Source organism: Bacillus cereus (assembly GCF_002564555.1).
Classification (GTDB): Bacteria; Bacillota; Bacilli; order Bacillales; family Bacillaceae_G; genus Bacillus_A; species Bacillus_A cereus_K.
Genome location: NZ_NUVD01000007.1, coordinates 15,149 through 36,290 on the forward strand (window position 1 = coordinate 15,149; position 21,142 = coordinate 36,290).

The following is a 21,142-nucleotide window of genomic DNA, read 5'->3' on the forward strand; positions in this document are numbered from 1 at the left end:
TCATTCTCCTTTACTTATAAAATTCATAATGGATGATACAAAGACTTCCACTCCAATTGGTAATGCGTCTTCGTCAATTGTAAAACGAGGATGGTGATGTGGATATATAATACCTTTTTCTTTATTTCCTGCTCCGATAAAAAAGAATGTCCCTGGTGCCTTTTGTAAAAATGCCGAAAAATCCTCTCCAGCCATCGTTGGTTGTAAACGAACAACTCGTTCTCTTCCATAAAGCTGCAATGCCGTCTGTTCAATAAGCTCTGTAACTTCATAATCATTTACAACTGGTCGATATCCATATTCGTAAAAAAATGTATACTTCGCTCCGTAAGATTCCGTAATATGTTTCACAATCCGTTCAATCTTCTCTTTTGTTTCTTCTCGTAATTCATGTCTTAAACTCCTTACCGTTCCTTCAATCTCCGCTTGTTCCGGAATGACATTATGGGTTGTCCCAGCATGGAATTGTGTAACAGATACCACGAGAGAATCTAATGGATTCGTGAGGCGCGATACAATTTGCTGAATATGCGAAACGACTTGTGTACCGATCGCAATACTATCAACTGTTTCATGAGGGATCCCAGCATGTCCACCTTTCCCCTCTATCGTAATTTTAAAAACATCCGGTGCAGCCATCGCAGGACCATAAATTACACCTACTTTGCCAACCTCTAACGACGCCCACAGGTGCGCACCAATAATATAATCCACACCTTCCATTACCCCCGCCGCAACCATTTCCTCTGCACCGCCAGGAAAGTTTTCTTCTGCATGTTGAAATAAAAAGCGAATTTCTCCTTTAATTCTCTCTCTTGCATCTACTAACTTATGTACCACACCAAGTAATATCGCCATGTGTCCATCATGGCCACATGCATGCATCACACCTTGATATGTAGAAATAAAGTCAAAATCATTTTCTTCATGAATAGGAAGAGCATCCATATCAGCACGAACCGCAATGGTTTTACCAGGCTGTTTACCTACTAACTTTGCCATCACACTATATTTAGTAGGCCTCGATACTTCTAAATATGGGGTTTTTTGAAGTATATCGAATACAAACTGCGATGTTTTCTCTTCTTGAAAAGATAACTCTGGATACTTATGAAAATGCCTTCTCCACTCAACCAACTGATTCTTTGACAAAACAAGTTCCTTTGCAACATCCATTTCTCTTCTCTCCTTCTTCACCAAGTTAAATGTTATTATAACGCGAATTATTAACTTTTAAAAGAATCTTCAGAATTTTCAATAATAAAATAATAAAAATAAAAAGCCATCACAAGATGACTTTTATTTTTATAAAATAGTAATTGCTTGTTTCCCCATTTGCTCCCAGGCTTTCTCGAACTCTGCTCGTGGAACAGCAAAACGCGGATTATTTTTAAGCGGATCATTTACATATACAAAGTTTTGATCATATCCAATTACTACTGCACTATGCTCATAATATGTAATTTTCACTTCTCCTGATCTCGTATTCCATGTTTCAAAACTACTTTCAGCTAGTGGTTTAAACGTTGTATTAATAATAACCCATACCGGAGAACCAGAGCTAATTACTTTATATACATCTTGCACTTCTCTACCCGTTAAATTAAGTACTTTTTCAGGAACATATTTTTCTGCTAAATTAAAAATCGGCTGATTATATACACCATAACCTGGCTCTGCTTTCGTATAAATATTTCCAACAAACCCCTCATAAGGATTTCCTCGCAAGCCATTTTGTTCAAATGGGACACGGTGAATTTCACTAGCAAGTTGCATCTTGTCTACTTGTATACCTTTATATTGTAGCAACATAGCCAAACTTGTCACTTCACATCCACGAGGTAATTCTGGTAATTGTTTTATAAATGGAACATCTTCAATCATAGCCGCTTCTTTCATTTCAGATAGAAAATCTAAGCGTAGCACTTGCGCCTTTTGGATAATTTTATCTTTCCCTATAAAAAACGCGGTAGCTAGTATAATTCCAAAAACAAAAAGATATTTTAGCTTTTTCATTATAAACAAAACTCCATTAATTATTATTTTACAGACATACCTTCTACCATTGTACCTTTCTTCTCACTAGTTTACTAGAAAGATTCTGTGAATTATTGCTCACACTTCAATCGTTTTAAGATTCCAATTATTTTTAATAAAAAGAAAAAACAATATACATTTTCAGAACATTTTGCTAAAATCAAAATTATTAACATAGTAAAGATATCACCATGTTAATAAACATTCTTAGAGTATTTAATCATAGTTCATTTTTTACATACTCCATTCATTTCATAACAAATAAACCGAGTATGTGTTACATCCCCCACTAATGATTAAGAACTAAGAATGAAAACTAGTTAACGCATACAAGAAAATAACGGGGTGAGGGGCACATGAATCAACAAGTAGAACAAACAGATTTAAAACGAACAATGAAAAGTAGACACCTATTTATGATTGCACTTGGTGGTGTCATCGGAACGGGTCTCTTTATGGGGGCTGGTCAAATTGTCCATAACGCTGGACCTGGTGGTGCTATTCTTGCATTTTTAGTCGGTGGATTTGTTATGTATTTGACGATGTTATGTCTTGGCGAATTATCCGTTGCTATGCCAGAAGCAGGTTCATTTCAAAGTTACGCAAGTAAATTTATTTCACCTGGTTTTGGATTTGTCGTCGGTTGGATGTATTGGTTAAATTGGGCTGTTACAGTTGGTGTAGAGTTAACAACTGTAAGTATTTTAATGAAACGTTGGTTTCCAGACGTTTCTTCGTGGATTTGGTGTGTTACATTTGCAGCAGCACTCTTTCTTGTGAACGCTTTATCTGCAAAAGCATATGCAGAAACAGAATTTTGGTTCGCTAGCGTAAAAGTTGCAACAATTGTTATTTTCATCGTACTTGGCGGTGCAGTTATGTTTGGACTGCTAGACTTTAACGGAAAACCAGCTCCAATGCTTCACAATTTCACCGAAAATGGCGGACTATTTCCAAACGGTGCATTAGCTGTTCTTCTTACGATGATTACAGTAAATTACTCTTTCCAAGGAACAGAATTAATCGGAATCGCTTCAGGAGAAAGTGAAAATCCTGAAAAAACAATTCCAAAAGCAATCAAAAACACAATTTGGCGAACTCTCTTTTTCTTCGTCTTAGCGATATCAGTTGTTGTAGGTTTACTCCCATGGCAAGAAGCTAATCTAGTCGAAAGTCCATTTGTACTTGTATTTGATATTGCTGGGATTCCATATGCAGCAGACATTATGAACTTTGTTATTATTACAGCTGTCTTATCCGTTGCTAACTCTGGTCTATACGCGAATTCTCGTATGCTTTGGGCGATGGCAAAACAAGGAATGGCAAGTCCAGCTTTTACGAAGTTAACTAAAAAAGGTGTACCGCTAAATGCATTGATTTTCAGTCTGATTTTTGCAAGCCTTTCTTTATTAACAAGTGTATTTGCAGCAGATACTGTCTTTTTAGTTTTAACATCTATTGCAGCAATGGCGGCCGTTGTCGTTTGGATGTCGATTGCAGCTTCACAATTTTTCTTCCGTAGAAATTTCGTGAAAAATGGCGGCGACATAAACGATTTAAAATATCGTACACCACTTTATCCAGTAGTTCCAATTGTAGCATTCTCACTCAATTTCATTACCTTTGTCAGTTTGGCTTTCATTCCAGATCAGAGAATTGCTCTTTATTGCGGGATTCCATTTATGATTATTTGTTACATTTTATACCAAGTTAAATACAAAAAAGTTGTCACATTTGAACAACAACAAACTATAAAACAAAAAATAAACTAAATATACAAAATATTCAGCTATCTTTCTTATGATAAGATAGCTTTTTTCTATTTCTTGGATATCTTGGTATAACTTTATTTATCTTAAAATTTTCACAATCACGTTTTTCTCTGGAAAATAGTTTACAATGTAATCAAGTTACAAATGATATTCACCTTAAAAAGTGTGCATTTGTGTCTATTTTTTAACAATATCACAAAAACTATTGCCTTCTATAAATTAATAGGTTTATATTGTTTTATTGGCATAGTTTCAATCCAAGGAGAAAGGAGATTTTCAATCGTGCAACTAAAGAAAACGTTTTGGAAGCTGGCTTCGCTTCTTCCGTTATCATTACTTCTGTTCCTCGGTGGCTGTGATAAGAAACTCGCAGTATTAAATCCGCAAGGACCTGTTGCAAAAGCACAATATGATTTAATTGTTTGGTCATTCGTGCTTATGTCATTAATTATCGCAATCGTATTCATCCTGTTTACAGTCATCTTGGTTCGTTATCGTGAAAAACCAGAGAATATGGACTATGAGCCACCTGATCAACACGGTAACACATTATTAGAAATTGTTTGGACGCTTGTTCCTGTTATTATCGTTATCGCATTATCGATTCCAACAGTAAAAGCAACTTATGCTTCGGAAGAGGTTCCGAAAGAGTCCCAACATATTAAACCAGTTGAAATTTATGTTACATCTGCAAACTGGAAATGGTTATTTAGTTACCCGGAGGAAAAAATTGAAACCGTTAACTATTTAAACATCCCAGCTGGTGTACCAATTCAATTTAAACTGACTTCTGTAGGTCCAATGAATGCTTTCTGGGTACCAGAACTTGGTGGTATGAAGTATACAATGGATGGCATGATTATGGACTTATATTTACAAGCTGACAAACCAGGTTCTTACCTAGGGCGTAGCTCGAACTTCTCAGGTGAAGGATTTACTCACATGGAATTCGAAGTTGAAGCAAAAACTAAAGAGAAATATGATAAGTGGGTAAAAGAAGTACAAGAAACTGCCCCTAAATTATCAGAAGAGAAATACAACGAAATTATTAAACCTGGTGTAGTTGGGCGTATGACGTTCTCTAGTCACCACTTAAGTTATGTAGATCCAAAATCACTTGAATATTGTGATTACAACTACTACAAAAACAAAAAATAATAGCTATTATTCCAACAGATTGGAGTGAAAACATTGAAGCTTGATGAATTTTTTGTCACAGGTGACCCGATTATTTACGGCGCTGACGCATCTATCGTTCTTGTGACATTAGCGATTCTTTTCGTACTAACAAAGTACAAAAAATGGAGATGGCTTTGGGATGAATGGTTAACAACTGTTGACCATAAAAAAATAGGGGCCATGTATATTATATCTGCCGTTATAATGTTATTCCGTGGTGGTATGGATGGTTTAATGATCCGTGCACAATTAACATTCCCAGATACAACATATTTAAACGCTGAACACTATAACGGAATCTTTACAACACATGGTACAGTTATGATTCTTTTCATGGCAATGCCATTCGTTATGGGATTAATGAACCTTGTAGTACCATTACAAATTGGTGCTCGTGACGTTGCATATCCGTTCTTAAATGCTTTAAGTTTCTGGTTATTCTTTATCGGAGCAATGTTATTCAACATCGCTTTCGTAATCGGTGGTTCTCCGGACGCTGGGTGGACTTCTTACTTCCCAATGGCGGGTACAGAGTTTACTCCTGGTGTAGGAAATAACTTCTATGCAATTGCATTACAGATATCCGGTCTCGGTACGTTAATGACAGGTATTAACTTCCTAGTTACGATCTTAAAAATGCGTACACCTGGTATGACATTAATGAAAATGCCAATGTTTACTTGGTCAATCTTAATTACAACTGTTATCATTATTTTCGCTTTCCCAGTATTAACAGTTGCTCTTGCATTAATGACATTTGACCGTCTATTCGATGCTCACTTCTTTACGATGGCGAGCGGCGGTATGCCGATGTTGTGGGCCAACCTATTCTGGGTATGGGGTCACCCTGAAGTGTATATCGTTATTTTACCGGCATTCGGTATTTTCTCTGAAATCATTAGTACATTCTCACGTAAACGTCTATTCGGTTACAGTGCGATGGTATACTCAATGGTTGCAATTTCTTTACTGAGTTTCGTCGTATGGCTTCATCACTTCTTCACAATGGGTGCAGGTCCAGCGGTTAACTCGTTCTTCTCGATTTCGACAATGGCGATTTCGATTCCAACCGGTGTTAAAATATTTAACTGGTTGTTTACGTTATATAAAGGACGTATTCGTTTTACAGTTCCAATGCTTTGGTCATTGGCATTTATTCCAAACTTCGTAGTTGGTGGAGTTACAGGGGTTATGCTTGGAATGGCAGCAGCTGACTATCAGTACCATAACAGCTACTTCTTAGTCGCTCACTTCCACTACGTATTAATCGCAGGTACAGTATTTGCTATGCTTGCTGGATTCACATTCTGGTATCCAAAAATGACAGGTCATATGCTAAATGAACGCCTAGGTAAATGGACATTCTGGATCTTTATGAGCGGATTTAACATCTGTTTCTTCCCAATGTACTTCTTAGGTTTAGATGGTATGACTCGTCGTATGTACACTTACTCTGAAAGTCTTGGATGGGGTTGGTTGAACCAAATCGCATCTGTCGGCGCAGTAATGATGGGTATCGGATTCGTACTTCTTTGTTACAACGTAATTTGGAGTGCACGTCACGGTGAACGTGACACAACTGGAGATCCTTGGGATGGTCGTACACTTGAATGGGCTACTCACTCTCCTGTACAACATTACAACTTCGCGAAACTTCCTGAAATTAAAGAAGCTGATGCTTTCTGGTTCATGAAGAAACGTGGAGAAACAATTACACCAGCTGCAGAGGAATTAAAACCAATTCACATGCCAAGTAACTCTGGTGTGCCTATTATTATGTCTGCATTCTTCGGTCTTGCAGGTTTTGCATTAGTATTTAGCTGGTTCTGGCTTGCAGCAATCGGCGGCGTTGGTATTTTAGGTTGCTTAATCTATCGTTCATTCGATTACGATGAAGGTTACTATATCAGTGTTGATGAAATTAAAGAAACAGAACATATAGCATGAGAGGTGAAATGACATGGCGGCTTTAGATAAAAGCTTACCTTTGGAATATCAATCCGAACAAAGCAGATTGAATATCCTAGGATTCTGGATTTTTCTTGGGGCTGAAATTATGCTGTTCGCAACACTTTTCGCCTCTTATCTAGTCCTTGCTGGTCGTACGGCAGACGGCCCAACACCAGCGCAACTGTTTGAAGTTAAAACACTTTTAATTCAAACACTACTACTTTTAACAAGTAGTTTCACATGTGGTATCGCAATTCACGAAATGCGTAAGCACAACCAAAAAGCAATGCTTGGATGGTTCATCTTTACATTACTTTTAGGTGCAGGTTTCCTATTCTTCGAGATCGAAGAGTTCATTATGTACATTGGTGAAGGCGCAACAATTCAAACAAGTGCTTTCTTATCTGGATTCTTCGTTCTTCTTGGAACGCACGGAGCCCACGTAACAGGTGGTATCATCTGGGCAACTTGTGTTATTATCCAAATTTTAAAACGAGGTTTAACACCAGTTACAGCTCGTAAAGTATTCATTATCAGCTTATACTGGCATTTCCTTGATCTTGTTTGGGTCTTTATTTACACACTAGTTTACTTGAACGGGATGGTGGCGTAAATGGGTCAAAATAACAATCAAGCAAATGCGCATAGCGGATTCCCATGGTCACACGTTTTCGGATTTATTTTATCGCTTGCACTAACGTTTCTAGCGTTATACGTGGCGCTTTACACAAGCCTGCCACTTTCAACGATCCTAACAACTATTATCATAATGGCTGTTGCGCAAGCGTTGTTACAATTAATTATGTTCATGCATTTAAAAGAAGGAGAAGGAAGAGTTCAAATCCTTACAATGATATACAGTTTCTTCGTTGCAACTGCAACAGTTGGTTTAACTGTATGGATCTTCTTCTCAATGTAATGTACATGCAAAAGACTGCTGAGATTCCTCAGCAGTCTTTTTTTATCCCGCAGTAACGAGCAGGAAGAGCCTTCACTTTATCCCCTCCCCTATTACATCCACATTACGGAATTAACAACAGAATCATGAAAAATATACTTATTATGACAAATGTTAAGAAAAGTCTTTCTTTATGAAATCGAATCCATATGCGTTGCTTTTCTACCTATTATATGGCTAAATAGGTACTATATTTATTTGAAGGGAGAGAACGCAATGGAACATCATACTTCTGTTCTATCACTTATGGTTGTCGTTGCAATCGCGTTTTTCGTTCCCCTTTTGTTACAACGCTTTAAATTAAAAGCACTTCCTGTCGTTGTTGCAGAAATCATCGCAGGAATCTTTGTAGGTAAAAGTGGATTTAACATCATTGAGCCAGATATGTGGCTTCAAGTCTTATCAACACTAGGATTTATCTTCCTCATGTTTTTAAGTGGTTTAGAAATTGACTTTTCTATCTTTAAACAAAAAGGGAAAAAAAATACGACAAACGAACCAAACACATTCCAAGCAGCAAGCATTATCTTCTTATTTATTTTCATCTTATCCTACGCTCTATCATTACTATTCGTATGGTTAGGATTCGTAGACAATGCAATGTTCATGACTTTAATTATTTCAACTATTTCTTTAGGTGTTGTTGTACCAACATTAAAAGAAAATAACTTAGGAAAAACGGCAATTGGACAAATTATTTTATTAGTCGCTGTTATTGCAGACTTAGTTACAATGATTTTACTCGCTGTATTCGTCGGATTAAATTCCGAAAGTGGCCAAAGTATGTGGCTTCTTCTTCTTCTATTCGGCGCTGGCATTGTCATTTACTTTGTTGCAAGACGATTTAAAAATATTCCATACCTAGAAAACTTAAAGGCCGGTAGTGTACAAATTGATACAAGAGCTGTTTTTGCACTCATCTTAATCTTAGTTGGATTATCTGAATCCGTTGGTGCTGAAAATATTTTAGGTGCCTTCTTAGCAGGTGTACTTGTATCGTTATTATCGCCAAATAAAGATATGGTTGAAAAACTTGATTCCATTGGTTATGGTTTCTTCATTCCTATTTTCTTTGTAATGGTTGGTGTAAATCTAGAAGTCTGGTCTATTTTTAAAGAGCCTTCTAGTATGCTAATGATTCCTATTTTAATTGTAGGACTCTTTATTTCAAAACTAATACCATCACTCGTCTTACGAAAATGGTATCCACGTAATATCGTACTCGGAAGTGCCATCTTATTAACATCGACACTTTCCTTAGTTATTGCGGCTGCACAAATCGGTGAAAAATTAGAGATTATTAGTCCAAGTTTATCGGCATCTCTTATTTTAAGTGCAGTTATTACTTGTATTTTTGCACCTATATTATTTAAAAAGATGTTCCCAAAAGTAGAAACACCAAAACCGAAAGTATCTATTATTGGTGCAAGTAGAATTACCCTTCCGTTATCACTTGATTTGAAGCGTGAAGACTATGATGTAACGCTATATATGATACGCCAAAATAAAATAAATGATGAGGAAGTAAAATCTCATGACTTCCCTATCGTGAAACTTGATGAAATCACAATCGAATCATTAACTAAACAAGCAGCATTTAATGCAGATCGCGTTGTTGTTGCAACAAGCGATGATGAACAAAACTTATTATTAGCGGAACACGCAAAAGAACTAGGTGTTGAACATGTCATTGCAAGCGTAGAAGATCCCCTTCTACAAGAAAAGGCTACGCAAGAACATATTGCCGTATTTTCGACAATTAACTCTACACGTATTTTATTACGCGCCCTTATTGATAAACCTAGTCTCGTCCGCTTAATTACAACAGCAAATGAAACAGTACGTGAAGTTGAACTACGTAGTAATAAATATAACGGAGTTGCACTTCGCCGCCTTCCGTTTTTAGGTGATGTACTCGTTATTCAAATTTACCGTGGTAATAAAGCATTAATACCGCATGGTGATACAAGCCTACAACACGGCGATACATTACTTGTAACTGGCTCAAAAGAACACATCGATACACTAAAAAGCATATTAGAATAGAAAAATGTCCCTCACATAATTGAGGGGCATTTTTTTCCATTTTATATGGTAAAATGTTACTATCATATATTATGAGGATGGATCACATTATGTCTATTGTAACTTTAGCTCTCTTATTATTAACGGAAGTACTCGTTGCCATTATTCTCATCGGTGTTAGCATTGAAATTTGTAGTTACGGATGGAAAAAATCAAATGGAATAAAATACTCTTGCCTCCTACTTTCACTCCTTCTCGGAACTGCTAGCATACTCGGACTTTTCGCCGCACCTGCCTATTTCTTTATACAACTAACAGAAAAAGCCTTATAGGAAAGGATGTTAATATGATTACTGTGAAAAATATTGATGGATCTGAAACTTACGTATTACGGCAAAAAATTTTACGCCCGAGTCAAACGTTAACAGATTGTAAATACTCTTCCGATTATGAAACAGATACCTTTCACTTAGGCGCATTTATAAACGATGAACTTATTAGTATCGCTTCCTTCTCAAAGGAAATATACCCTGACTTACCAGCAGGTATTCATTATCGTCTACGAGGAATGGCGACATTACCTACATTCCGAAATCAACGCGCTGGAAGCTCCTTAATCCATAAAGCCGAACAAATCTTGAAAGAGCGTAACGCAAACATTTTATGGTGTAATGGACGAATTACTGTAGCTGACTATTACAAGCGATTAGGCTTCCATGAACATGGTGAGATCTTTGAAATTGAACCGATTGGCCTTCATAAAGTTCTGTATAAAATGATATAAGAAAAAGCTTTCCTCCATGCGAGAAAGCTTTTCTTATATTTCAATCTTCACTTTTTATCCTTTTCATATATATGTATATAAACAAACTAGGAATTAAAAAACAAGCAAACATAATAAGTGCTGTTATACTAATTTCCTTTATCGAAATATCAGGTGTTACAATGATACAAATAGCTAAAATCCCAATAACAATACCTACTGGAATGAATAATAATTTCATGAAATAACTACGAGATACTCCCCCTGTATGCTCATACACTTCCACCGAATTTTTTAAGTTTAAAAAGTTAATAACTATTATCCCGCCCATAAATACCATTAATAAATCCGAAACGCTTTCATATCCTGCCCCTTGCAAAACGTAACGATAAAAAACAATACCTAGTATGACGATATTTTGTAAGATGAAAGCCAATCTAATATGTTTTAACCCTTCAATCATTAAACGTTCATCTTTCACGATTTTCACCCTATCACTCCTTCTCCTCCCAAAACAAATCATTCAATGTTTTATCTACCGCATAACAAATTTTCAAGCATAAATCTAAAGACGGATTGTATTTCCCCTTCTCAATTAAACTAATCGTTTGCCTTGTAACGCCTACTTTTTCTGCTAATTGTTGCTGTGTTAAATCTAACTGAACACGTGCGACTTTTATTTTACTTACAGCCATTCATGTTCCTCCTCTACCCTTATTGTAACATATATATTCCATTAGGTAATTTATATTTTACGTACTTAATTTGATTTCACCTTATTCCGCCATTTGCGGGCAGCAAACACCCAATTGGTTAAGGCTAATAATCAGTGGGAATGAACACCTCCACTGATGTTTCACTTTATTATACACAAAAAGGAGCCTCTCACTTAAGAAGCCCCTCTCCTAATATATTATAAGAATAAATGACATCCAAATAAAATTGTAAATAAGTATAGTAACGGATGTACTTCCATTCCCTTTCCTTTCACAATCTTTAAAACTGGATACACTAAAAATCCGATTGCAATTCCATTCGCAATACTAGACGTTAACGGAATACCTAAGAAAATTAAAAATGCTGGCAATGCATCTTCAAACTCGCTCCAATTAATATCACGAATGCTCTGTGCCATTAAACTACCTACAATAATTAATGAAGGAGCTGTAATAGCGGCTACACTTGATAAAGACGCAATAACAGGACTGAAAAACGCTGTTATAATCGTTAATCCAACAACTACAATACCTGTTAATCCAGTTTTACCACCTGCAGCAATACCAGCTGACGATTCAATCGTCGCTGCTGTTGGGCTTGTTCCAAAAATAGAACCTGTAGTCCCGCCAATTGCATCTGCAATAAACGCTTTACCAAAACGCTTCTCTGTATTATCTGTAATTAAACCTGCCTGTTTAATTAAACCGAGTAATGCACCTGTTGTATCAAATAAAAGCACAAGTAAAAATGAAAATACAACACCATATAATCCGTATTCGATTACATCTGAAAATGCACTGATTGGATTTGCAACAATAATACCCTCTGGTAAATGAGGCATCGCCACAATTTTATCCTCAAACTTTAGTTGCCCCGTAAAGAAGGCGATAACTCCTGTCACAATCATACTAATAAATAATGCACCACTCACACGTAATGACATTAATACTGCCGCTAAAATTAAACCAATTAAAGTTAATATAACGGCTGGAGAATGAAAATCACCAATCGTAACTAAATTTGATGGATGATCCACGATAATTCCAGAAAGGCGTAATCCAATAAAAGCAATAAAGAGTCCAATTCCACCTGCAATGGCATGCTTTAAACTATCAGGAATTGCTAAAATTAACTTTTGCCTAAACGAAGTAAAAGATAGTAAAAGAAAAATAATCCCTGTTACAAATACCGCTGAAAAGGCAACTACATATGTAATCCCTTCTGCTTGCTGTACAACAGAATACGCAAAATATGCGTTCATTCCCATAGCTGGAGCAATAACAATCGGATAATTAGCGAAAATCGCCATACCTACTGTTCCAACAACGGTTGCAATAATTGTTGCTGTAAATGCTTGATCAAATGGTACACCTGCATCAGATAATATTTTCGGATTGATGACAAGAATATACGCAAATGTAAAAAAAGTTGTGATGCCAGCTAAAAACTCTTGCTTCACAGAAGTGTTATATTTTTGTAATTGAAACATGCTTATGTACCCTTCCTACACCTGAATTATTATCACACATCCCTTTCTTACTAGTATGTGAGAAAATACAATACTTAATCTTAACAATCAATAAAAAGAAGAGTCAATATATTCTCTAATAGTGCGAATTTTAAGTTTAAGTCTGACAAGTTCAGATGTAATACAGTTAATTATAATTATTTTTGTAGCATAACAGATAGAAATGTTTTATAATTTGAAATAGTTAAATATTTAGTAGATACATTCAAATATCGTTCACTCTACAAGGGGGATTCTTCTTATGCAACACTCTAACAAATCTGGAACTTTAAACCGTGGTTTAAAAGAACGACATATTACTTTAATGTCACTTGGCTCAGCTATTGGCGTTGGGCTATTTTTAGGATCCGCTTCTGCTATTAAACTAGCTGGTCCTTCTATTTTACTAGGCTATATGATCGCCGGACTCGTTATTTTTTTCATTATGCGAGCTCTCGGGGAAATGGCAATTGAACAACCTGTTGCCGGTTCTTTTAGTAAATATGCAAATGATTATATTGGACCACTAGCTGGCTATATTACCGGCTGGAACTACTGGTTCTTATGGGTCGTTACTTGTATGGCTGAAATTACGGCAGCTGGTATTTACATGCAGTACTGGTTCCCAGATATCCCGCGCTGGACTTGGGCATTGCTGGCACTTTTATTAATGAGCGCTTTCAACTTCTTATCCGTAAAAGTATTTGGAGAACTTGAATTTTGGTTTGCTCTCATTAAAATTGTCACAATTATCTGTATGATAATAATTGGAGCTGGAATTATTTTATTCGGATTCGGAAATGGCGGAATCGCTACTGGTATTTCAAATCTTTGGTCACATGGCGGCTGGTTCCCAAATGGGTTTTCTGGGTTACTACTCTCTTTACAGATGGTGCTATTCGCTTATTTAGGAGTTGAACTAATCGGTGTTACAGCTGGTGAAGCTCAAAATCCGAAGAAAACACTCGCGAAAGCAATCGATAACGTATTTTGGAGAATATTAATCTTCTACGTCGGGGCATTATTCGTCATGATGGCAATTTATCCATGGAACGAATTTGGTGAGAAAGGAAGCCCATTCGTATTAACATTCGAGCAAATCGGTATTGCAAAAGCGGCTGGAATTATTAACTTTGTTGTATTAACAGCTGCACTTTCTTCTTGTAACGGCGGTTTATTTAGTACAGGCCGAATGCTCTATACATTAGCTCAGCAGAAGAAAGCTCCTGAAAGATTTGGTCGTTTAAATAAAAATGGCATCCCAAGTCAAGGAATTATAGCGACTGCGATTGTTTTACTCATTGGTGTTATATTAAACTATCTCGTTCCTGCAAAGGTATTTACATGGTTAACGAGCATTTCAACTTTCGGGGCAATTTGGACTTGGGGCATTATATTAGTCGCTCAAATTAAATTCCGTAAAGGATTGCAAACTGATAAAAAGGACAAGCTAACATATAAAATGCCTTTACATCCATTAAGTTCATATTTCTCACTCGCTTTCCTTGTACTAGTATTAGGTATAATGGCGTATTCAGAAGATACACGAATCGCATTGATTGTTGGTCCAATCTGGCTTATCGGCTTAGCGGTCGTATATTACATGAAAGGGTTTCATAAGACTGATGAATCACCTTACTCAAAAATAAGTTAAACCTCTGATCTCTTCCTATTTACTAGGAAGAGATTTTTCATTATTCACATAAATATTTCTCAATTAAATTAACATTATCTTTACACTATTTAATATTTTCTATCTTTCTTTCCAAAAAAAAATAGATTACATTATTAAAGCACATATATTTATTATTAGGGGGATTCTTCTATGAAGAATAAAAAATGGATTACATTTTCTTTAGCAGCAGCAATTACACTAAGTATAGGAGCCTCGTTCATTCCGTCTACTTATGCCGAAAGCTCAGTAGACCCAGCTCCTGAAATTGCTGCAAAAGTTGTAAATCAAAATAACGGGAAGAAAGTATTATTCGATAATACACACGGTCAAACTGCCGGGACAGCTGACTGGGTTATCGATGGCGGCTTTTCTGACTTCGGAAACGGCATTGCCCAAAACGGATATCATGTAAAAGAACTTCGTAAATCTACACCTATTACATACGAAGATTTAAAAAACTACAATGTGTTCATCGTTCCAGAAGCAAATATTCCTTACAAAAAATCCGAACAAGATGCAATGTTACAATATGTGAAAAACGGTGGAAGTATCTTCTTTATTGCTGATCATTATAATGCGGATCGTAATAAAAATCGCTGGGATTCGTCTGAAGTATTTAATGGATTTAGACGCGGTGCTTGGGATAATCCAGCAAAAGGCATGTCTAGTGAGGAAGCAAATTCACAAGCTATGCAAGGAGTAGAAAGCTCTGATTGGCTAGCTGACAATTTTGGTATTCGTTTCCGCTACAATGCGCTTGGTGATGTTTCAGCTAAAAATATTGTCTCACCTGAACAATCATTTGGAATCACAGAAGGTGTATCATCTGTAGCAATGCATGCTGGTTCTACTCTAGCAATTACAAACCCAAAACTAGCAAAAGGCCTTGTGTATCTTCCAGAAAACCCATCAAAATGGAATAACGCTGTTGATAGTGGTGTTTATAATGGCGGTGGTGTTGCAGAAGGCCCTTACGCTGCGATCGCAAAAGTAGGACTTGGAAAAGCTGCCTTTATTGGTGACTCTTCTCCTGTTGAAGATGCATCGCCAAAATACGTTCGTGAAGACTCTGGTCAAACAAAGAAAACTTACGATGGTTATAAAGAAGAAAACGATGCTATTTTACTAGAAAACATCGTAAATTGGTTATCGAAGAAAGAAACATTTACAAGTTTAGATCAAGTTAACGGTTTACAGCTTTATGCACCTACATCCCTACAAACATTCGAACAACCAAGCTTATCAACAGAACCACAACCAGAACCTTGGAGTGCACCAAACGCAGGTTATCAATGGTTTAATACAAATACTTTTAAACCAGGTTCATACGGATATAATAACGCCGTAACAGCAAACGACTATGTAATTACACGCCCTAGCATTCTACCAAACAATGAAGTTTTCCAAATAAAGATTCAAGTGAACAACTTACTACCTAATACAACTTATAACAACTATTCTTTAGGTATCTTCACTACTGGAGGAACACAAGTGGCTAAAGTACAAAATACAAACGGCACTTGGCCATCTACTTTCGGATATAGCAGTTCATTCTCTTTCACAACAAACAGCTCAGGTTCTGCTGAGAAAATTGTAAATGTACAGATTGATCCAAATACAACTGGACAAGCAACACTTCGTCTACGTCAAAACACAACAGCGAAATATAATGAACCTGTAACGATTAATAAGAAGTAAAAGAAAAGGCAATCCAAATGCGGATTGCCTTCTTCTCACTTCTCTTCTTTTGAGAAAAACATTCTTGAAATAACGATACCTATACTACCTACGCTTAAGAATAACACTGCCCTGATCATCATCGACACTTCTGGTAAGTCGAGAAAGAATAGCTTCCCTACCGTTACTACTAAAACGACTAAGCCGGCATACAATATTTCATTCATGTTTTTATTCCTTCCAAGCCAAACTGCAAACAATGCATATACCATCCATAATAACGATACAGATACGCTTATTATACTTCCATCTGTAGAAAGAACTTCACCGACTCTAGTAATTGCAATAAATACAATGACCATAAACCAATAGAGAGCTATAGAATAAACATATTTCCCAAAACGTATTAACACATCTTTCGCTTGTTTCATGCAGTAATAAAATGTACCTATTAAAATAATATGAGCAACAAATCCAGTTGAAATGAAATGATCAAACGAGCTAAAAATCGTCTGTACCATTCCAATCGCATAAATAGTTGCACTTACATACAATTTAATTTGTTGTTTGCCTTTAATAGAAGTAACCATACCAAGGAAACCTTGTAACAGCAATACGATTGCGGCATTCACTAAACTATATTCGTATAAAACAGCTAAACTGAATGACCCCATTGCAAAACCAAATAAAAGATTTGTAAACACAGACTGTTTATTCTTCCTATATTCAAATACGAGCATAACAGTATGCACCAATGTACTTATAAGTAATCCCCACGTAGTAAAATCAGGTATTTTGGCAATAGATAAAATAAAGAAAACTGCATTTGCACTAAATATGGCTACTCTTGCTTCTTGTATAAAATCTCTTTCTGAAAACATATGCCAAAATAATAGTAAATGAATCAAACCATAAACAACCGTTAACTGTATTTGCAAATTCTCTACTAGCATAGACATAACAGCAAAGAAGACAAACTGAACAATAGCAGCAACAACGTAAGAAGTCATATATAAGTACTTATAACGATTTTTCAACGCATACCATAATAAACAAAGCGTTAATATCGTCTCATACCCAAAGAAAATATAAGGATTAGGAGTCGTGCTATTTAACAAGAATGGTACAAAGAAAGCTCCTACCGCTACGAAAATAGTGAGGTATTCCGATTGATACCTTTTCGCTAAAAAAATACCTAAAATGACCCATGCAATATTACAGATAAAAGCGACACTTGCTGGAAGAAATCCATATAAATAATGTGCCGCAAACGTCGTTAAAACAATACCCGTAATACTTCCTCCAGCTAATACTAACCCTAACGCTTGCCGCTCTCTTTTAATTTGGATATCTCCTATATAATACAAACCGATAGATAGGGAGATACCAAACACAATTCGTATCGCTGGTGTTAATAAACCAGCATCTACCCCTGCTTTAAATAACCAAATTACTCCAAGTAACATAATACCGACAAATATACGTGGCAACCACGTTTGGCAAAACTTTACAATATTGAATGGCTCTGGTTTAAAAGCAGATATATCCACTTGTTTTACCTCATGTTCTTGCATGGTCTCTTTTATCGTAACTACATCTTTTTGTAACTTCTCCTCCATTACCGTTTCAATATATTCTTTCTTTTCCTTACCAACATGTTGCTGAGTGTTTTCCACTTCTATTTCCTTTTGTTTTTCTTTCAACTCATAAAGTGCTTCTTGAATCGTTTCAATTGCAGTTTCGAGTGCTTCTATTTTTTTATTCAAATCTTCCTTCATACGCTCCCCCCTCATCACGTATCCAAAACCTATATATTACCAATTATCTTTATCATACTCTTAGTCTATTCATTTTCAATAGTATTTTTCCAAAAAAAGAAAGGTGTTTTCCGAAACAGGAAAACACCTCTTACTTATTTCTTCTTATTTATAGCGATACTAACAATTACACCGAGGCAAGCACCTACAATAGCTGGAACGATCCAACCTACACCTTCTGTATAAAACGGAAGAACTTTTAGTACTGGTGTCCATTTATTCATCAATACACTTTTGTTTAAAACATCAATTGCACTAAATACCGCTACGCACCCAATAGTTACTGAATACACGTATACATACTTTCCAATATACTTATGGAATAACCCTAAAATAATAAGCATGAGTGCGATTGGATAAATAAATCCGAGAATCGGTACTGATACTTTTAAAATTTGCGTTAATCCTAAATTAGCAAGAACCATACTAACAAAACTCAATATAAATGCCCAAACTTTATACGACACTTTCGGAAATACACTTGCAAAAAACTGACTACAAGACGTAACAAGTCCAATCGAAACACATAAACACGCGATAGTAAAAATAAGACCTAATAAAACTACCCCGCCTTGTCCAAATAATGCAGTCATCACTTGCGCTAACACTTGCGCACCATTATCAAATGTGCCTAATGAACCACTAATTGAACCAACATATCCAAGGACAACATAAATAATAGATAATAATAGTCCTGCCCCAATTCCAGCAATACTCATATATTTTGCTAAACCTTTATCATCTTCAATACCCTTTGCACGCAGAGCATTTGCAATCACAATCCCAAAGATCAAAGCCGCTAAAGCATCCATTGTTAAATATCCATCTAAAAATCCTTGAAACATCGGAGCTTGCCCATAATTTCCTGCTGGTTCTTTCAAACTCCCTACTGATGTAAACATACTTTTTATAAATATAATGGCAATCATACATAATAATAAAGGCGTTAAAACCTTTCCAAACAAGCCCATTAATTTAGATGGAGATAAACTTAGCCAATAAACAATACTAAAGAAAATAACCGTGTAAAATAGTAATACTACGCTTCCCGATTCTGAGCACAACTGACCTGGTCCCATTTCAAAAGCTAAACTTCCCGCACGTGGTATACCAAGCCCGGGTCCAATAAACAAGTACACAATACATGGAAAAATAATTGCAAATGAAGGATGAACTCTACCCGCTAACGTTTGAAAGCTTCCCGCTTTCGCAACAGCAATAACACCTAATATCGGCAGACCTGTTGCTGATATAATAAATCCTACTAATGAAATCCACACATGTTCTCCTGCTTCATACCCAAGGAAAGGCGGAAATATAAGATTCCCCGCACCAAAGAACATAGAGAATAGCATAAGGCTAATAAGCAAAATTTCTTTTTTCTGTAACAATTTCATCTCTTTCTCCTTCTTCAATTTCATCTCGCATGAAATCCATTTCACATAAAAAAAACACGCGCCAATCCGCTTTCTTACAAAGAAAACATAGTCCATAGTCTAACATAAAAGAAACGCCCATTCTATAGCTTTTTCTCTTTTCCAATTTCTTCTGAAAAATCAACCTTTATTGACTTACAATAGTTAATAAAGTAAAATATTAAATATATAAAACTATTAACTTTGTATTTGTTTGTGTCAGGAGGAAAAATAACATGGAATCAGCGATGCAACTAGAAAATGAACAACAAAGAAAAAAGAAACATCCTCCAGGTTTATACTTACTCTTCTTTACAGAAATGTGGGAAAGATTTAGTTACTATGGATTACGAGGATTATTAACATTATATTTAACAACAGCTTTAGTAAGCGGTGGTCTTGGGTTTAGTCCAGCGTGGGCACTCTCCATTTATGGATTTTATACTGGAGCCTGTTATTTCACCCCGTTAATTGGTGGATACTTAACAGACCGTTTTCTAGGTAGAAGAAAAGCCATCACAATTGGTGGTATAACAATGGCACTCGGTAACCTTACACTATTTGCCTTGCAAAACCAGGCCGGTCTATACCTTGGATTAGCGCTTATTATTATCGGTAACGGATTCTTCAAACCGAATATTTCTACACTTGTTGGAGAGCTATATGAAGAGCACGATCCAAAACGTGATAGTGCATTTACAATTTTCTATATGGGTATTAACGTCGGTTCATTTTTAGCTCCACTCGTTTGCGGATTTTTATCAGAAAATTTATTCAAAACAACAGTGGATGGCGTTGTTCATTACGGATTCCGTTACGGTTTCTTAGCCGCTTCAATCGGTATGATTATTGGACAAATTTTATTTACAACACTATCTAATCGATTCCTTGGTGATATCGGTAAAAAGCCATCTCGCGATTTACAAACGACAGATGGACAACAAACAGTAGGAAATACACCGTTAACAAAAAAAGAAAAACAACGTACCGCGGTTATTGTCATTTTAACATGCTTCGTTGTCTTCTTCTGGGCTGGCTTTGAACAAGCTGGTAGCTCGTTAACATTATATACAAACAATTTTGTAGACCGCTCTGTGTTCGGATGGGAAGTCCCAACCTCTTGGTTCCAATCGGTCAATCCGTTATTTATTATTTTACTTGCCCCAGCCATTTCAGCATTATGGGCAAAACTTGCAACTAGAAAAAATGGGGACTTAAAAATCCCAACAAAAATGGGACTTGGTATGATCCTACTCGGTATCGGTTATATCATTCTTGTTATCGCTACATTAAAAACAGGCAGTGATGAACATAACATTACAGAAAAAGCAAACCTACTATTTATCGTCTTTACGTATCTTTTCCATACTTTAGGTGAGCTATTCTTATCACCTGTTGGACTATCAATGGTTAGTGCACTTGCTCCAGTAAAACTTGCTTCTTTATTAATGGGAGTATGGCTAGCAAGCTCAGGTATCGCCAACATTTTAGGCGGACAACTTGCGAGCTTTACAACTTCACTTGGATATTCTGAAGTATTTACAGTAATCGGAGCTGCTGCGATTGTTTTAGGTTGTGTTTTATTATTAATTTCTAAGAAATTAGTGAAATGGATGGATTAAAAAAAGATGAGGAAAATTCCTCATCTTT

General features: G+C 36.2%; 18 protein-coding genes. 11 read left to right on the plus strand and 7 right to left on the minus strand.

Annotation, left to right across the window (positions count from 1 at the left end; translation table 11 throughout):
* Together COI75_RS02650 and COI75_RS02655 are read right to left on the minus strand one after the other, a co-directional pair.
* Entirely contained in the window at positions 1 to 1,176 is a 1,176-nt protein-coding gene (locus COI75_RS02650) for an amidohydrolase (protein WP_000382120.1), read from the minus strand.
* A 129-nt stretch (positions 1,177 to 1,305) separates the two neighbouring features.
* Positions 1,306 to 2,016, minus strand: a complete 711-nt coding sequence (locus COI75_RS02655; protein ID WP_000734494.1) for a C39 family peptidase — start codon at positions 2,014 to 2,016, stop codon at positions 1,306 to 1,308.
* A gap of 377 nt (positions 2,017 to 2,393) precedes the next feature.
* On the opposite strand from COI75_RS02655, the gene COI75_RS02660 reads away from it, so the two are divergent.
* From COI75_RS02660 to COI75_RS02700, 8 genes are all read left to right on the plus strand, one after another.
* Positions 2,394 to 3,809 carry an amino acid permease gene (locus COI75_RS02660; RefSeq protein WP_001076067.1) on the plus strand — a complete coding sequence of 472 codons (1,416 nt, stop codon included), beginning with the start codon at positions 2,394 to 2,396 and terminating at the stop codon, positions 3,807 to 3,809.
* Positions 3,810 to 4,091: 282 nt separating this feature from the next.
* Entirely contained in the window at positions 4,092 to 4,967 is an 876-nt protein-coding gene (locus COI75_RS02665; protein ID WP_001176184.1) for a cytochrome aa3 quinol oxidase subunit II, read from the plus strand.
* Positions 4,968 to 5,000: 33 nt separating this feature from the next.
* Positions 5,001 to 6,935 carry a cytochrome aa3 quinol oxidase subunit I gene (gene qoxB / locus COI75_RS02670; protein WP_000762386.1) on the plus strand — a complete coding sequence of 645 codons (1,935 nt, stop codon included), beginning with the start codon at positions 5,001 to 5,003 and terminating at the stop codon, positions 6,933 to 6,935.
* Between the two features lie 13 nt (positions 6,936 to 6,948).
* The gene (qoxC, locus tag COI75_RS02675; RefSeq protein WP_000729319.1) at positions 6,949 to 7,551 is read left to right on the plus strand and encodes a cytochrome aa3 quinol oxidase subunit III; all 603 of its coding nucleotides are present in this window, start codon (positions 6,949 to 6,951) and stop codon (positions 7,549 to 7,551) included.
* Positions 7,552 to 7,857 (plus strand): cytochrome aa3 quinol oxidase subunit IV, encoded by a 306-nt coding sequence (qoxD, locus tag COI75_RS02680; RefSeq protein WP_000531375.1) that lies wholly within the window; start codon positions 7,552 to 7,554, stop codon positions 7,855 to 7,857.
* 255 nt (positions 7,858 to 8,112) lie between these two features.
* Positions 8,113 to 9,942 (plus strand): monovalent cation:proton antiporter family protein, encoded by a 1,830-nt coding sequence (locus COI75_RS02690; protein WP_098448218.1) that lies wholly within the window; start codon positions 8,113 to 8,115, stop codon positions 9,940 to 9,942.
* A gap of 53 nt (positions 9,943 to 9,995) precedes the next feature.
* Positions 9,996 to 10,253 (plus strand): DUF4022 family protein, encoded by a 258-nt coding sequence (locus COI75_RS02695; protein ID WP_116329461.1) that lies wholly within the window; start codon positions 9,996 to 9,998, stop codon positions 10,251 to 10,253.
* Positions 10,254 to 10,267: 14 nt separating this feature from the next.
* Complete coding sequence (locus tag COI75_RS02700) at positions 10,268 to 10,705, plus strand: GNAT family N-acetyltransferase (RefSeq protein WP_000633762.1); 438 nt, start codon at positions 10,268 to 10,270, stop codon at positions 10,703 to 10,705.
* A 40-nt stretch (positions 10,706 to 10,745) separates the two neighbouring features.
* On the opposite strand, the gene COI75_RS02705 is transcribed toward COI75_RS02700, so the two are convergent.
* The 3 genes from COI75_RS02705 to COI75_RS02715 form a co-directional block, all read right to left on the minus strand.
* Positions 10,746 to 11,174: a hypothetical protein gene (locus COI75_RS02705; RefSeq protein WP_000706633.1), complete on the minus strand. Its 429-nt coding sequence runs from the start codon at positions 11,172 to 11,174 to the stop codon at positions 10,746 to 10,748.
* Between the two features lie 4 nt (positions 11,175 to 11,178).
* A complete protein-coding gene (locus tag COI75_RS02710; RefSeq protein ID WP_000301182.1) occupies positions 11,179 to 11,379 on the minus strand; it encodes a helix-turn-helix transcriptional regulator in 201 nt (66 codons plus the stop codon).
* A 218-nt stretch (positions 11,380 to 11,597) separates the two neighbouring features.
* Positions 11,598 to 12,890 (minus strand): NCS2 family permease, encoded by a 1,293-nt coding sequence (locus COI75_RS02715; protein ID WP_000487198.1) that lies wholly within the window; start codon positions 12,888 to 12,890, stop codon positions 11,598 to 11,600.
* A gap of 280 nt (positions 12,891 to 13,170) precedes the next feature.
* On the opposite strand from COI75_RS02715, the gene COI75_RS02720 reads away from it, so the two are divergent.
* Together COI75_RS02720 and COI75_RS02725 are read left to right on the plus strand one after the other, a co-directional pair.
* Positions 13,171 to 14,562: an amino acid permease gene (locus tag COI75_RS02720; protein ID WP_098448219.1), complete on the plus strand. Its 1,392-nt coding sequence runs from the start codon at positions 13,171 to 13,173 to the stop codon at positions 14,560 to 14,562.
* Between the two features lie 171 nt (positions 14,563 to 14,733).
* The gene (locus COI75_RS02725) at positions 14,734 to 16,281 is read left to right on the plus strand and encodes a DNA-binding protein (protein WP_098448220.1); all 1,548 of its coding nucleotides are present in this window, start codon (positions 14,734 to 14,736) and stop codon (positions 16,279 to 16,281) included.
* 35 nt (positions 16,282 to 16,316) lie between these two features.
* Here COI75_RS02725 and COI75_RS02730 read toward each other — a convergent pair whose 3' ends face one another.
* Positions 16,317 to 18,038, minus strand: coding sequence for a DUF2339 domain-containing protein (locus COI75_RS02730; protein ID WP_098448221.1), 1,722 nt, complete (start codon positions 18,036 to 18,038; stop codon positions 16,317 to 16,319).
* Between the two features lie 134 nt (positions 18,039 to 18,172).
* Positions 18,173 to 19,474: a branched-chain amino acid transport system II carrier protein BrnQ1 gene (brnQ1, locus tag COI75_RS02735; RefSeq protein ID WP_000771684.1), complete on the minus strand. Its 1,302-nt coding sequence runs from the start codon at positions 19,472 to 19,474 to the stop codon at positions 18,173 to 18,175.
* A 254-nt stretch (positions 19,475 to 19,728) separates the two neighbouring features.
* On the opposite strand from brnQ1, the gene COI75_RS02740 reads away from it, so the two are divergent.
* A complete protein-coding gene (locus tag COI75_RS02740) occupies positions 19,729 to 21,114 on the plus strand; it encodes a peptide MFS transporter (protein WP_000443159.1) in 1,386 nt (461 codons plus the stop codon).
* Positions 21,115 to 21,142: the final 28 nt, after the last annotated feature.